The sequence below is a fragment of the Halopseudomonas salina genome (assembly GCF_008641105.1).
In genome coordinates this window covers 149480-163714 of record NZ_VTTI01000010.1, presented here as the reverse complement: position 1 = coordinate 163714, position 14235 = coordinate 149480, and the positions used below count along the sequence as shown (strand labels likewise).

At 57.2% G+C, this 14235-nt stretch carries 11 protein-coding genes and 1 pseudogene; 7 read left to right on the top strand and 5 right to left on the bottom strand.

Annotation, left to right across the window (positions count from 1 at the left end):
* A pseudogene (locus FZF01_RS15590) lies at positions 1–289 on the top strand (type III PLP-dependent enzyme); the annotation flags it as partial.
* A gap of 383 nt (positions 290–672) precedes the next feature.
* Here the strand turns inward: FZF01_RS15590 and FZF01_RS15585 are convergent.
* Positions 673–1578 carry an SDR family oxidoreductase gene (locus FZF01_RS15585; RefSeq protein WP_150278058.1) on the bottom strand — a complete coding sequence of 302 codons (906 nt, stop codon included), beginning with the start codon at positions 1576–1578 and terminating at the stop codon, positions 673–675.
* Positions 1579–1853: 275 nt separating this feature from the next.
* On the opposite strand from FZF01_RS15585, the gene FZF01_RS15580 reads away from it, so the two are divergent.
* On the top strand, positions 1854–3386 hold the full coding sequence (locus FZF01_RS15580) for a hypothetical protein (protein ID WP_190325446.1): 1533 nt from the start codon (positions 1854–1856) through the stop codon (positions 3384–3386).
* A 2-nt stretch (positions 3387–3388) separates the two neighbouring features.
* Here the strand turns inward: FZF01_RS15580 and FZF01_RS15575 are convergent, their stop codons facing one another.
* The gene (locus FZF01_RS15575) at positions 3389–4567 is read right to left on the bottom strand and encodes a magnesium transporter (protein WP_150278060.1); all 1179 of its coding nucleotides are present in this window, start codon (positions 4565–4567) and stop codon (positions 3389–3391) included.
* Positions 4568–4697: 130 nt separating this feature from the next.
* Between FZF01_RS15575 and FZF01_RS15570 the strand changes: the two genes are divergently transcribed.
* Positions 4698–5663: a zinc-binding metallopeptidase family protein gene (locus tag FZF01_RS15570; protein WP_150278061.1), complete on the top strand. Its 966-nt coding sequence runs from the start codon at positions 4698–4700 to the stop codon at positions 5661–5663.
* 90 nt (positions 5664–5753) lie between these two features.
* On the top strand, positions 5754–6647 hold the full coding sequence (locus FZF01_RS15565; RefSeq protein ID WP_150278062.1) for a prenyltransferase: 894 nt from the start codon (positions 5754–5756) through the stop codon (positions 6645–6647).
* Here the strand turns inward: FZF01_RS15565 and gltS are convergent.
* Positions 6644–7840 (bottom strand): sodium/glutamate symporter, encoded by a 1197-nt coding sequence (gltS, locus tag FZF01_RS15560; RefSeq protein WP_150278063.1) that lies wholly within the window; start codon positions 7838–7840, stop codon positions 6644–6646. The genes FZF01_RS15565 and gltS overlap by 4 nt on opposite strands.
* A 200-nt stretch (positions 7841–8040) precedes the next feature.
* Here gltS and FZF01_RS15555 point away from each other — a divergent pair, with 200 nt between their 5' ends.
* On the top strand, positions 8041–8715 hold the full coding sequence (locus tag FZF01_RS15555; protein WP_150278064.1) for a 7-cyano-7-deazaguanine/7-aminomethyl-7-deazaguanine transporter: 675 nt from the start codon (positions 8041–8043) through the stop codon (positions 8713–8715).
* Positions 8716–8753: 38 nt separating this feature from the next.
* Here the strand turns inward: FZF01_RS15555 and FZF01_RS15550 are convergent, their stop codons facing one another.
* On the bottom strand, positions 8754–9473 hold the full coding sequence (locus tag FZF01_RS15550; RefSeq protein ID WP_150278065.1) for an SGNH/GDSL hydrolase family protein: 720 nt from the start codon (positions 9471–9473) through the stop codon (positions 8754–8756).
* 9 nt (positions 9474–9482) lie between these two features.
* Positions 9483–10664 (bottom strand): acetyl-CoA C-acyltransferase, encoded by a 1182-nt coding sequence (locus tag FZF01_RS15545; RefSeq protein ID WP_150278066.1) that lies wholly within the window; start codon positions 10662–10664, stop codon positions 9483–9485.
* A 216-nt stretch (positions 10665–10880) separates the two neighbouring features.
* On the opposite strand from FZF01_RS15545, the gene FZF01_RS15540 reads away from it, so the two are divergent.
* Together FZF01_RS15540 and FZF01_RS15535 are read left to right on the top strand one after the other, a co-directional pair.
* Positions 10881–12563 carry a fatty acid--CoA ligase gene (locus FZF01_RS15540; RefSeq protein WP_150278067.1) on the top strand — a complete coding sequence of 561 codons (1683 nt, stop codon included), beginning with the start codon at positions 10881–10883 and terminating at the stop codon, positions 12561–12563.
* Between the two features lie 285 nt (positions 12564–12848).
* The gene (locus tag FZF01_RS15535; protein WP_150278068.1) at positions 12849–14213 is read left to right on the top strand and encodes a DUF1329 domain-containing protein; all 1365 of its coding nucleotides are present in this window, start codon (positions 12849–12851) and stop codon (positions 14211–14213) included.
* Positions 14214–14235: the final 22 nt, after the last annotated feature.

The following is a 14235-nucleotide window of genomic DNA, read 5'->3' as shown; positions in this document are numbered from 1 at the left end:
TGGTGTCGCGCAAGTCCCACACCGCCCTGGAGCGCTGGGTATACACCGACGTTGGCAAATTCTCCGGCCTGATCGAATTTTTTAGAAGCAAGGCGAACTGGAAGACGTCGTTATCGCCGGGCCGACCTGCGACAGCGCCGACATCATGTACGAAAGCTACAAATACGGCCTGCCGCTGAACTTGGCCATTGGCGATCGGATGTACTGGCTCTCTACTGGTGCCTACACCACCAGCTACAGCGCTATCGAATTCAACGGCTTCCCGCCTCTGGAAGCGTTCTACATCTGACGCGTTGCTTAGCGGCAAGCTTCAAGCTGCAAGCGACGAGCTGCTTGTGCAAAAGCCTGGCCCTGATATCAGGGCCGGGCTTTTTTATTGTCTGGCGAAAGTGGCACTTTGTTGGGCCTTAGTCTTACTTCACCAGAGATGCTTCCTGAGACCCCGCTGGTCAAGATGGAACTCGACATTCCCAATAAGCACCAACCCTGGGAACGTTCGAGTTTCACCTCACACCGGCCCCCGCCTCTGGGAACGTTCGAGTTCCACCTCGAACAAAGCCGGCCCCGCCGGCCAGAAACCAAAAAGCCCGTACTGCGAAACAGTACGGGCTCTTGATCCACCTAACCACAATCAGCTTAAAGCTTGCCGCTTGTAGCTTGAGGCTTTTATGGTCAGCTGAACTTCTGAATATTAGCCATCAGCTCACGCAGCGCCTCGATGTTGTCCTTCGGATGCACAGCGCCTTCGAAGTCGCACAGCTTCTCGAAGTTGGCAGCCACGTCTTCGGGCGTGAAGCCTTCATCGGGGTTGAAGCCAATACCCAGCGAACGCTCCCAGCGAACCTTACCCATCCAGCCGCCACCGACTTCAAACAAGCTGCCGGTCTCTTTGCTGTCTTCCGAGCAGAGGTATGCAACCAGCGGGCTGACCAGCTCAGGCTTGAGCTTGTCGAAAGCACCTTCCGGGAACAGACCTTCAGTCATGCGCGTGCCGCCAGTCGGCGCAATCGCGTTGACGAAGATGTTGTTCTTGCGGCCTTCGATCGCCAGGGTGCGGGTCAGACCGTACAGACCCAGCTTGGCCATGCCGTAGTTGGCCTGGCCAAAGTTACCGTAGATACCGGAAGTGGAAGCGGTAAATATGATGCGACCGAAATTGCTGTCCTTCATGTAGGGCCAGGCAGCGTGGGTTACCTTGTAGGCACCTTCGACGTGAACCTTGTAGACCAGATCCCAATCAGCGTCGGTCATCTTGGCAAAACTCTTGTCTCGCAGGATGCCCGCGTTGTTGACCACAACGTCCACACGACCGAAGTTATCCATCGCGCACTGCACGATTTTTTCACCGTCGATTACGTTGTCCGGGTTGGCAACGGCAGTACCGCCTGCAGCCTTGATTTCTTCAACAACCTTGAGGGCTGCTTCGCTGTTTGCGCCTTCGCCCTGGGTGCTGCCACCCAGATCGTTGACGACAACTTTGGCGCCGTGCTTGGCGAACAACAGCGCGTGGGCACGGCCAATGCCGCCGCCGGCACCGGTTACGATGACGACCTTGTCGTCAAAACGAATATCGCTCATGAAATGCTCCTGTCTATATGGGCGGTGAAAAAAGGTTTATCAGTGTTAAACACTTGTTTAAATTCAGCAAGGGGTACGGGCAAGGTGAATAGCCAAGCATAAGCCGCTGAGACACGCTTTGCGAAACAACGCTTGGTAACCAATTGCAAAGTGCAGACCGCGAAAAAGGGGTAGATCCCTCCCGAACCGTTCAACCCGCCGCGCAGGCGTGCATAAAACACAAGGGTCTTGTTGTGATTAAAAAGTGTTTATTAACGTTTTTGCTTGTATCAGTCGTGGCTGCTTGTGCTGACTCTGAAAAAGCGGCGCGAACGCTGTTGAATCAGGCGATTCAGCAGTGGGATCGCGGGGAGCTTGAGCTGGCATTGGGCACCTTTGATCGTATTGGTACGCAGTACCTGGATACTGTGGCGGCCACCGAGGCCATCAAGGAGCGCGCGGTGCGGCTCGATACTTATCGCGCTGCATCGAGCACCGAACGCAACCGGGCAATCAACAGCGGCGTAGTGTCACGTCATATATATCAACAGGTGGAGTCCTACTTTGATAGAACCGGGCATTATCCAGAGTTGCTGCACGGTGATGAGACGGTTTATCAGGGGCAGTTCGACGCATTTGTCAGTTACTGTACCTATCAGAAATCGATCCTTGAGTACGGTTACCAGCTTGACTGCACTCGGGCAGACAGCGTCTATGTCGAGGCCCGCAAGCAGCGTTTACGCGAGGCCGTGCAGAAACCACACAGTGTTAAATCAACGGCTTCTGTTGAGGACCGCAATGCCTCAGCGATAAAAACAGCAGCCGATCTGAGTCCTGCCCAATCCAGTTGGGGGGAGCACGCAAATCCCTCTGGCGCGCTGCCAGAGGATGGTTTTCAGGCGTTCTACATTAATACCAACCAGCCTCGCCAGGTGATTGCAACCGAGTCCGTCGGGGGCATAGCTATCAACTATATACGTGATGATTTTCACGGAATTGAATCGGGTGATTTTGGCGGTTACTGGGTGGGGATGCTCGAATTCAAGCAGCAGGAGGTCATGAGCTTTACTGTCAGCCAGAGCTGGTCGAAAACACGAATACTGATCAATGGCCGAGTGTTGTTCGAAGGTGGATCGGACCAGTCGATCCTGTACCGGTTTGAGCCCGGTGAGCACAAGATCGAGGTGGAATACGTCAATAATTGGCACACGACCGAGTTCAGCGTGGGCATACACTCCAGCGTCACTTATCTGGATATGGATCAGATCAAGATGCGCCTGCAGGCGAATCTGCTTGATGACTTTCAGGTGCTGTATGCGGGTCTGTACGAAAGTTCCGCCCGGGACATGACGACCATCGTCAATCTGGAGAAGACGGCTGACCCTGTGGTGTTGGTGCTCAGCTCCTATAGTCCCGTGAAATGGTATGTGTCCAATCCCTTCGGCGTCGAGATACGCGCCATTGTTTACGGCGCCTACAAGCCCGGGTCCACACTGGCCGGGGATATTCCCGGGTCGATACTCAGGCTGCCCGCCAAAACGCGAATCGGTTCCTATCATGTGAGCCCGGACTGTCGCTGTGTGGCCGGCAGTTTTCATTGCGAGGGCAAGGGCAAGATGCCGACCGTGACTGCGCTACAGACGCTGACCAACAAGACGTTATCGGGGTTTACTGGGCACTATTCTGCCGAGTCACTGACGGTGCCGGAGGTACGGGTAGATGCCTGTTTTCTTGAGGAGCTGACAGCCCGGATGAGCAGGATCGAGATGGACCGGGCCGCCTGCAAAGCAGAGAACAATCCTGATTTTGAGAGGATGTTCGAGGGCTAACCCTAGAGCACCAATGAGGTCGCCAGGAACAGCATCAAGCCCATACCGATAATGTCGGTGAAAGTGGTCAGGAAAATGCTGCTGGCCGTTGCCGGGTCTGCGCCGAAGCGTTTGAGCAGCAAGGGGACGGCAACCCCAAATATGCCGCTGGCCATGCAGGCGCCAATCATCGCGATAAAAATAACGAAGCCGAGCATGGCCGGATTGGCAGAATCGGTAAAAAGCGCATAGGCAAACATTGCAGTGCCGGCAATAACCCCGACCGCTGCGCCATTGAGGGCGCCTAGTAGTATCTCTTTGCGCAGCAACTGCCTGAGCGGGTAGTCCTGTATCTTGCCCAACGTTATGCCGCGCAGGGTAATTGCCAGTGCCTGGCAGCCGGTGTTGCCGCTCTGGCCGGCAAGCACCGGCAGAAAGGCGGCGAGGGCGACAATCTGTGAGATGGTGCCCTCGAACATCCCCACCACAAAAGCCGCTGCAAAGGCGGTAATCAGGTTGACCTGTAGCCACGGATGGCGCATCCGGAAGGCGGCCAGTACGGGCGTATTGATCTGCTCCTCCTTTGCCACACCGTATTGGGAGCCGGCCTGGGTGCTGAGCTCGGAGACAATGCGCTCATAGAGTTTCCAGCCGCGCACTTCGCCCACCACACATTGCTGGTCATCCACCACTGGATAGATGCGGTAGTGCCGGTAGAGCACTTCGCTGACTGCGCTCTTGATGGGTGTGCTCTGATGAAACGCGAATGGCTCAAGCACCATGATGCTGGACAGCGCTTCGGATGGCTTGGAGAGAATCAGATCGCGCATGCCCACGAGCCCGACCAGGCGGTTTTCCTCGACTACGAATATGTAGCTGATTTCGGCCACGTTTGCACTTTTCACCATGAACGCCAAGGCTTCGGCAACCGTATAGCTGGAGGGGAGCGTCGCTGTGGCGGGGGTCATCAGCTCGCCAATGGTTTCTTCGATTCCGGACAACACCACGCGCGTGGCGGTGTCCCCTGGAGCGGCGATTTCGCCCAAGTGGGAGGCCACCTGCATAGCCTGATCGGTTGGCAGGCGCGCGAGAATGAACTGGATATCGTCCGCCGGCAGCCCGACCAGCTCCTCGGCGGCATCCCGCGGGGGCAGTTTGCGGATATGTTCGATTCGCTCGGTCAATCCCATTGTCTGTGACATGTCTCGGCCTGCTGTCGCTGTTTGATTCAGACTATAGCAGGCGCTCCATCGGTTTTATTGAGCATCAATAACTTGTAGTTCCAGGCTCAGGGTCCATGCTGAGAGCTAACGCTTTTTCAGGAGCTCGCTTATGCGTGTTTTTTCCAATCCGGTTGGCGCCGGCTCTCTGTGGTTCGACAATCTTGCCACGGCGGAGGGTATGCCAGTCGCGTACGACCCGCAGGCGCGCGCATTTCTGCCCACACCACCTTTTTGTGCCAATCGCGACATCATCGGTTGTAACTGGATAGCACCTGCCGAAGGCGAATTTTGCCGGTCCTGCAGCATGACAGAGCTGGCTCCGGATACGTCGATTGCCAATGCTCTTCCCAACTGGGCACAAACCGAGGCTGCCAAGCGCTGGGCTCTGGATAATCTGGGGCGCTGGCACTGGTTCAGACCAGAGGATCCAGGAGCTCGCCCGGTGTTTCATTTGCTGGCTGAAGGTACAACACCCGTTCCCATGGGGCACGCTGGTGGTGTAGTGACGATCAGTGTGGCGGAGGTGGACCCTGTGCTGGTAACTACTCGCCGTGAGGCACTGGAAGAGCCCTACCGCACCATGATTGGCCATATGCGGCATGAGATTGCTCACATGCTCTGGTGGCGTTTGAGCCTGCGCGAGGACTTTCTGGAGGCCTTTCAGGGCATGTTCGGTGATGTGATGATCGACTACCCTGGCGCGCTGCAATATCACTATGCGAACGGCCCTCCTGAGAACTGGAAGGAGCATTACCTGACCAGCTACGCGTCGGCCCATCCCCACGAAGATTGGGCCGAGACGGCGGCGCATCTGCTCCACCTGACAGATATAGCAGACAGCTTTGTCGCCACCGGCCTTTCCTCGCCGCAGATTCCTGATGCTGGCTGGGACCCTTATTCGGAGCCGGATGCCGATCGACTTATTCACATTGCTGCGACACTGACCGTGGGCGTAAACCACGTCAATCGTGCCATGGGTCTGTCAGATATTTATCCCTTTGTGCTGTCTGACCACGCGCGTCAGAAGCTCGCCTTTGTGCACGACTGGTTGCGCCGAGGTGCCTTGGGTCTTTGACCTGCAGCAATATCCCCTGCACCAGCCTCCGGTAACATCGTTGCTGAAATTCCACGGGTCCGCTTCGGATCTCAGTGACGAGGTTGCCTGGTGACGCTCAAAGCCGTGTTCCAATCCATGCGGTTACCCTTTCTGGTGCTGACGCCAGGCTGTGTGTTCCTGGGCGTTGCAACAGCCTTTGCAGGAACTGAGCCGGTGCTCTGGGCCAACCTGTGGCTGGCAATGATCGGCGCGCTGGCTGCGCATATTGCAGTTAACACACTCAACGAGTATCAGGACTTCCGCAGCGGGCTGGATGCGCTTACTTCGCGCACGCCCTTTAGTGGTGGCAGTGGCGCGTTGATAAGGTGGCCGGATGCGGCAATGGCGGTGCGCTGGACTGCCGGCGGATGCCTGGCGGCAGTTGTTTTGATTGGTTTGTATTTTCTGGCGCAGTTTGGAGCAGCCATACTCCCGATTGGTATCCTGGGGCTGGTCATTATTGTGTTCTATACCCGGTGGGTGAACAGGCTTCCCTGGCTGTGTCTTGTAACTCCGGGTATCGCTTTTGGTCCGCTAGTGGTGATGGGTACCCATTTCGTGCTCACTGGGCAGTACAGCGGGAGTGCGGCTGTTGTGTCACTGGTGCCTTTTTTTCTGGCGAATAACCTGTTGTTGCTCAACCAGTTTCCAGATCTGGAGGCTGACCGCCAGGTCGGACGGCGGCATTTGCCGATTGCCTACGGTGTAGAGTTTGCAACCGGTGTATACGGTTTCATGGCGGCGGCGGCCATGCTTGTTATTGTGCTGAGTGTCGACTCAGGAATCCTGTCATCGCTAACCCTGCTGGCCTTGGTGCCTGCGGCGGCCGGGCTTGTAGCTTGGGAAGGTGCCCGCCGATACGCAGATGAGCTCGAGCGATTAAGCCCCTATCTGGGTTTGAATGTGCTCGCGGCTGTTGTTACACCCCTGGTTCTGTCCAGTACGCTAGTTCTTGGTCGTTAGCTCTGGAACATCTCCAGACTCAGAATCAGCTGCACCAGCGTGGCATTGGCGATGTCGATGAAAAAGGCGCCTAGCAGTGGTATGACCAGATAGGCCTTGGGACTGGGCCCGAATCGGTTGGTCAGTGCGTTCATGTTGGCGATACCGATTGGCGTCGCGCCCAGGCCCATGCCGATAAAGCCGGCGCTGATGCAGGCTGCGTCATAGTCGCGGCCCAGCAGCGGGAAGACTACAAAAATGGTCAGCAGAGTGATGACAGCGGCCTGCATCACCATGACCACGCTGATCATGCCAAGCGCGCCCTGCAGAGATAGCAGCGGCAGGCTGATCAGACTCATACCGAGAAATAGCTGCAGACTCAAGTCGCCCGCGAGCTGTATGGGTCTGTGATCGATGGTGACCTTGAACAACTCCAGGCCGTTGGTAAGTGCTATACCCAGGAACATGGCGGTAAGGAATGCCGGCAAGCGAACCCCAACACCCGATAGCCAGCCGTACATTGTCGCGCCCAGGGCGAAACACAGGGCGATCAACAACACAGCGGTGAGCACGCTGTTCAATTCGATGATGTAGGTAACCTTGTTGCCGGACTCGATATGCTGGATCTCGGCGTGCGCGGCGTCTGAATGCAGATTGTTGCGTCGAATAAGCCAGGCTCCCACCGGACCGCCAATCAACCCGCCCATGATCAGGCCGGCGGTGGCGAAGGTCATGCCCATGGAGCTGGCGTTGGTCAGACCAAAATGCTCTTCGAATAACTGACCCCAGGTGATGGCTGTACCGTGCCCGCCGGCAAGGGAAACGCTCCCGCCAATCAGGCCGAGGAGGGGGCTTTCGCCAGCCACAAGTGCCAAAAGGGTGCCGGTCAGGTTCTGGAATATCAGCAGAACGATTGCCAGCCCGAGCATGATTGCCAACGCCTTGCCGCCCTCCAGCATCTGCCGTAGATGCGCGGAAAGTCCAATGGTGGCGAAGAAGGTGATCAGCAGCAGATCTCGTAACTGAAGATCAAAACGTATGTCCCGGCTGGTAGTGGCTTCGATCACTGCGACCAGCGCACTGATCAGCAAGCCGCCGGTAACGGCGGGAGGGATATTGTAGGTATGCAGCAAGGCCACTCGCCGATTGATATGAAATCCAATCCATAGCGCTATGATCGCGATCGCCACGGTAACGGGCGTGTTTATTTCCATGGATCTGTCCTGGCTGGGCCTGGCGGTAAGACTAGCAGAGCCGCCGTGAAGATAAGTTGACGGGGGTCATCAAGCAGTACACCGCCCGTCTGCATCGGTACCTTTTTGACTGACAAAGCGCTAGAATGCCGGCCGCACGCAGCCAGAGTGGTTGTGGCAATGGGTTCCCTAACCCCATTACATCCCAAAAAGGACATCCCATGTCGTTGCTAGCATCTACGATCAGCCGCTCCGTTCTGGCCGGTCTTATCGCGTTTCACATCCTCATTATCATCGTCAGCAACTACCTGGTGCAGTTGCCGGTCACCCTGTTCGGCTGGCACACCACCTGGGGAGCGTTCAGTTTCCCGTTCATTTTTCTGGCGACTGATCTGACTGTCCGGCTTATGGGCAAGGGTGCCGCACGGCGGGTTATTGCCCGGGTGATGTTGCCCGCATTGGTAGCTTCATACGTGGTGTCGGTACTGTTCCAGGAGGCGCGTTTTGGTGAACTGGCGGCGCTGGGAGAATTCAATCTCTTTGTATTCCGCATCGCCGTTGCGAGCTTTCTTGCCTATGCGCTGGGCCAGTTGCTGGATGTGCAGGTATTCGATCGCCTGCGTCAGTTGCGCCAGTGGTGGATCGCCCCGGCAGCATCGACCGTGATCGGTAATCTGCTGGATACCTACCTGTTCTTCTCGGTGGCGTTCTGGCATAGCGACGATCCGTTCATGGCCGCCAACTGGGTCGAGATTGCCACGGTCGACTATGCGATCAAGCTGATTATCAGCCTGGTATTGTTCGTGCCGCTGTACGGGATGCTGCTGAGCTGGATTGTGCGGATGCTGCCGGCAAAGGCGCTCGGGCCAGGGCCTGTTCTCGGCAAGAATGGCTGAGGTGCCAGGCAAGGTCGCCCACGGGTGATCTGCGCGGGTCAGTGAAGCAGATCTATTCCTTCTTGCATCAGTGCCTCGGCAATATGCCGATACCCCTTCAGGCCGGGGTGATAACCGTCCGAGGCAAGCAGATCGGGGTCGGTTACCAGTGGGTAGCGCAGATGAATAAAGTCACCCGTTCTCTCGTGGGCCAACCGGGCGTATACGTCATCCAGCTGTCGGGCACGCCAGCCCATGACCTGGCGTAACGGTGAAGGCAGGGCGGTAAACGAATGCATGGGTGGCACGCCGAGTAGCACCAGGGGCGCCGAGTAGCGCGCTGCCAGCATCTGACGCAGGGCAATCAGCTGTTGGCGGAAACGATTTCGGGATGTGAATCCCGTAGCATCGTTGACCCCCATGCTCAGGAGCACGAGATCTGCGGGCGGAAGCTCCGCCTTTACCAGCGCGCCGTTGAGTGCTTGCAGGCGAATGCCATTTACCCCGAAGGTGTGCCAGGCGGTCGTGCTCGCTGAGTGCTGGTGGATCAGCCGAGCCAGCTGACTGGCCAGGCCCTGGTCATGAGTGGCGACACCGACGCTGGCCGCCGTGGACTCGCCCAGTACGAGTATGCGCCGCTCAGGCGTGCCCTCGCCGTACTGCCCGCCTGGAGTTCCGCTGCCGTCAGGTAAACGCGGGGTTATGCGCCGCGTCCGCCTGCCCTGGTAGAGCAGAACAGGCGCGAGCACTGCAGTGACCAACCAGAAGGGCAAATGCATCGGGTTTGGTCAGGCCAGCTCGACCGCTACTGCTGTTGCCTCACCACCACCAATGCACAGCGCTGCAACACCACGCTTGCCGCCGGTTTTCTGCAGGGCGTTGATCAGCGTGACGATGATCCGCGAGCCGGTGGAGCCAACCGGATGGCCCTGGGCGCAGGCGCCCCCAAAGATATTCACCTTGGCGTGGTCCAGATCGTGCTCGCGCATAGCCAACATGGTGACCATGGCGAAGGCTTCGTTGATCTCGAACAGATCCACTTCGTCTTTTTTCCAGCCGGTCTTGTCGAACAGGTTGCGCAGCGCGCCGACCGGGGCAGTGGTGAACTCGCTCGGGTCCTGGCTCTGGGTCGCATGGCCAACGATGCGGGCCAGTGGCTGCAAGCCACGCTTTTCAGCTTCGGCTGCAGTCATCAATACCAGGGCGCTGGCGCCGTCGGAAATCGAGCTGGCGTTGGCGGCGGTGATGGTGCCGTCCTTGCCGAAGGCGGCGCGCAGGCCGGGGATCTTGTCGATATTGGCGTTATGCGGCTGCTCGTCGTCCTTTACCACGGTTTCGCCTTTGCGGCTGGTGACCGTGACGGGTACGATTTCGCTATCCAGCGAGCCGTTGTCGATTGCCTTTTTTGCGCGGGTCAGTGACTCGATGGCGTAGGCGTCCATTTCCTCACGGGTAATGCCGTTCTTGTCTGCGGTTTCCTGCGCAAAAGAACCCATCAAGCGGCCGGTGCGGGCGTCTTCCAGGCCATCCATGAACATGTGATCCTTGATTTCGCCGTGGCCCATGCGCATGCCGCCGCGAGCCTTTTCAAGCAGGTAGGGGGCATTGGACATGCTTTCCATTCCGCCGGCGACCATGATCTTGTTGGTGCCTGCCTTGAGCAGATCGTGGGCCAGCATCACGGCTTTCATGCCCGAACCACACAGCTTGTTGATGGTAGTGCAGCCGGTCGCGGCGGGCAGGCCGGCATTCAGGCTTGCCTGACGGGCGGGGCCCTGCTTGAGGCCTGCGGGCAACACGCAGCCCATGATCACCTCTTCCACATCAGTGGGCTGGATGCCGGCGCGGCTGACGGCTTCACGAATCGCCAATGCACCCAGATCCACGGCAGCTACGCTGGCCAGGCTGCCCTGAAAGCCACCCATTGGGGTGCGCGCGCCACTGACGATGACAATGTGATTATCGGACATGCTGTGCTCCTGAAAAATAATGACTGACTTTGATGGCAGGGTCATCTATCGACCTGATTGCAACATTATACCTGCTAAGTATACTCGCTGGATAAGTGTGGCCAGGTTCATACTTAGGAGGGATAGGTAGCCGGGGACAAACTTGGCTATAGTAAAGGCATGCTTGGCCCAAGGCCGCATCCAGACCAGACAAGCCCAACAATACAGGTCATTACAATGCTCAATACCCGTGTCATCAAACCGACGGACGAGGCGCATGCTACGCCGTTGCTGATCAAGAATATTCTGCTATCCGGTCAGCGCTATGAGCGCACCCAGGAAATCGTCTACCGCGACATCAGCCGGTATGACTACGCCACTCTCAATCAGCGGGTCTGCAGGCTCGCCAATGCTCTGACCAATGCGGGCGTCAAGGCGGGCGACACCGTCGCAGTGATGGATTGGGACAGCAACCGTTACCTGGAATGCATGTTCGCTATCCCGATGATCGGCGCTGTATTGCACACCATCAATATCCGGTTGTCGCCCGATCAGATTCTGTACACCATGAATCATGCCGAAGACATTTTCGTGCTGGTCAATAGTGAATTTGTGCCTATTTATAAGGCCATTGAAGGTGATCTGACCACTGTCAAGAAAACCATTCTCTTGACCGATGGACAGGAAAAGACTGCCGAGCTCCCTGATCTGGTGGGCGAGTACGAAGAGTTGCTGGCTGCGGCCGAACCGACGTACGATTTCCCTGAATTCGACGAGAATTCTGTCGCAACGACCTTCTACACCACTGGCACTACAGGCAATCCGAAGGGCGTGTATTTCACCCACCGCCAACTGGTTTTGCACACCCTGACTCAGGCGTCGACCATGGGTGGACTGGATAGCGTGCGCCTGTTTGGCAACCGCGATGTGTACATGCCGATTACACCCATGTTCCACGTGCATGCATGGGGTATTCCTTACACTGCGACGCTGCTGGGCACCAAGCAGGTCTATCCGGGCCGTTATGAGCCGGAAATGCTCTGCAAGCTGATCCGCGAAGAAAAGGTGACCTTCTCCCATTGCGTACCGACCATTTTGCAGATGGTGCTTAACGCTGATGGTGCCAAGGATATGGATTTTGGCGGTATGCGCGTGATTATTGGTGGCAGCGCGCTGAACCGCAGCCTGTATGAGGCGGCCAAGAAGAAGGGCATGGTGTTGTCAGCAGCCTACGGCATGTCCGAGACCTGTCCCCTGATCTCCAGTGGCTACATCAACCTGGAGCTGGAGCAGGGTACTGAAGACGATCGCGCGGCCTACCGCATCAAGGCCGGTATCCCGGTACCCTTTGTTGAAGCGCGTTTGATGGACCCGCAGGGCGGTTTCCTGCCCCACGATGGCAAGACCCAGGGCGAGCTGGTTTTGCGCGCACCCTGGCTGACCCAAGGCTATTTCCGCGAGCCGGAAAAGAGCCAGGAACTGTGGTCCCATGGTTGGATGCATACCGGTGACGTGGCAGCCATTGATGCGATGGGCGCTATCGAGATTCGTGACCGTATCAAGGATGTGATCAAGACAGGTGGCGAGTGGATTTCCTCCCTTGAGCTGGAAGATCTGATTAGCCAGAGCCCTGCGGTGAAGGAAGTGGCCGTGGTGGGCGTGCCTGACCCCCAATGGGATGAGCGTCCCTTTGCGCTGATCGTGGCCCATGACGGTAAAGAGATGGACGCACGCATTTTGCGTGATCACCTCAAGCCCTATGCCGAGGAGGGCCGCATCAACAAGTGGGCCATTCCTAACCAGATTGCGTGTGTTACCGAAATACCCAAAACCAGTGTTGGCAAGCTCGACAAGAAACTGATTCGCGGCGAGATTGTCAAATGGCAAGAGGCTGAAGCCCCCTTCCTGTCTACGCTGTAAGCGTTTTCAGGGTTGCGGCTGGCCGGTAACATCGGTCTGGTCGTGGCGTCTTTGTCGGTCGGGGAGGCAGTCTTCAAGACTGCTTCTTCGGCATGAAGGGTGGGTTTCATGCCTATAAGCGGTGAGGTTCTGCGGTATGTCTGCCTGGCAGATTCATACTTTGGACGGTCTCACCACGGCACGCGCTCGGGTAGAGTGCGCGGCTGCATACGCTGTGCTTCACGGCGATGGCACCCTTCAACCGGTCGGGGTTAGATTCCTGGCCACAGGCAAGGCAGAACAACTATGAAACCTAATTTCAGACAATCCGCATTGGCGGTCTCCCTGCTGGCTTTCAGTTCAGCCGGTATGGCAGCCGCGACGCCCGAGCAGGTTGCATCGCTGGGCAATACACTGACGCCGGTTGGTGCAGAGAAAGCAGGAAACGCTGCAGGCACTATCCCGGAGTGGACTGGTGGCCTGGCAACTGATGCAGCTCCTGTAGGGGCCGACGGTTTTGCATCCAACCCCTTCACCGATGACCAGCCGCTGTTTGTCATTACTGCAGAGAACTATGAGCAGTATGCCGACAATCTTGCCCCTGGCCAGGTAGCGATGTTCAAGCGTTATCCCGAAACTTTCCGTATGCCGGTTTTTGAAAGCCGCCGCAGTGTTTCCATGCCTGATTCGGTCTACAGTGCAGCACGCGACAACGCTGCCAACACCAAGTTGGTTGCCGGTGGTGACGGCTTGGAAAATTACCGTCTGGCCATCGCTTTCCCGATTCCGACCAATGGTCTGGAAGCTGTTTGGAACCACATTACCCGTTTCCGTGGCGAGTCACTGCAGCGCATCATCGTGCAGGCGACCCCACAGACAAACGGCAGCTACACCATAGTACGTTTTAACGAAGACTATGTTATTCCGCAGGGCCTGAGTGATTTCACTCCGGGCACCATGGATAACATCCTTTATTACTTCAAACAGCAGGTGACCGACCCGAGCCGTCTCGCCGGTAACGTGCTGCTGGTCCACGAGACCATCAATCAGGTGGATACGCCCCGCACTGCGTGGATCTACAACGCCGGTCAGCGCCGTGTACGCCGCGCTCCTCAGGTTTCCTATGATGGCCCGGGTACTGCTGCCGATGGCATGCGTACCTCTGACAACCTGGACATGTATAACGGTGCACCTGACCGCTATAACTGGGAGCTCAAGGGCAAGAAGGAAATGTACATTGCCTATAACAGCTACAACCTGGGTTCGCCGGAGCATGAGTACAGCGACATCATCCAGGCCGGTCACCTGAACCCCGATCTGACCCGCTATGAGCTTCACCGCGTGTGGGAAGTCGAGGCAACGGTCAAGCCGGATCAACGCCACATCTATGCCAAGCGTCACATGTTTATTGACGAGGACTCCTGGCAGGCTGCGCATATCGACCATTATGACGGACGTGACACCATGTGGCGCGTAGCCGAAGCCCATGCTCTGCATCGCTACAAGGATCAGGTGCCGGGTTTTGCTGCCGAAACGCTGTATGACGTACTGGCTGGTCGCTATCTGGTCATGGGCCTGAATAACGAAGAAGCTCAGGATTATAATTATCAGCACAGCGCAAGCTCGTCAGACTTCACGCCGGCTGCTCTGCGTCAGGCTGGCGTTCGCTAGTAACCGCCCCGGGCTGTAGCCA

Coding starts and splice junctions, on each gene's coding strand:
- FZF01_RS15585 (WP_150278058.1), bottom strand. CDS start 1,578: ATGAGCGATATTCGTTTTGACGACAAGGTCGTCATCGTAACCGGTGCC.
- FZF01_RS15575 (WP_150278060.1), bottom strand. CDS start 4,567: ATGTCACAGACAATGGGATTGACCGAGCGAATCGAACATATCCGCAAA.
- FZF01_RS15570 (WP_150278061.1), top strand. CDS start 4,698: ATGCGTGTTTTTTCCAATCCGGTTGGCGCCGGCTCTCTGTGGTTCGAC.
- gltS (WP_150278063.1), bottom strand. CDS start 7,840: ATGGAAATAAACACGCCCGTTACCGTGGCGATCGCGATCATAGCGCTA.
- FZF01_RS15555 (WP_150278064.1), top strand. CDS start 8,041: ATGTCGTTGCTAGCATCTACGATCAGCCGCTCCGTTCTGGCCGGTCTT.
- FZF01_RS15550 (WP_150278065.1), bottom strand. CDS start 9,473: ATGCATTTGCCCTTCTGGTTGGTCACTGCAGTGCTCGCGCCTGTTCTG.
- FZF01_RS15545 (WP_150278066.1), bottom strand. CDS start 10,664: ATGTCCGATAATCACATTGTCATCGTCAGTGGCGCGCGCACCCCAATG.
- FZF01_RS15540 (WP_150278067.1), top strand. CDS start 10,881: ATGCTCAATACCCGTGTCATCAAACCGACGGACGAGGCGCATGCTACG.
- FZF01_RS15535 (WP_150278068.1), top strand. CDS start 12,849: ATGAAACCTAATTTCAGACAATCCGCATTGGCGGTCTCCCTGCTGGCT.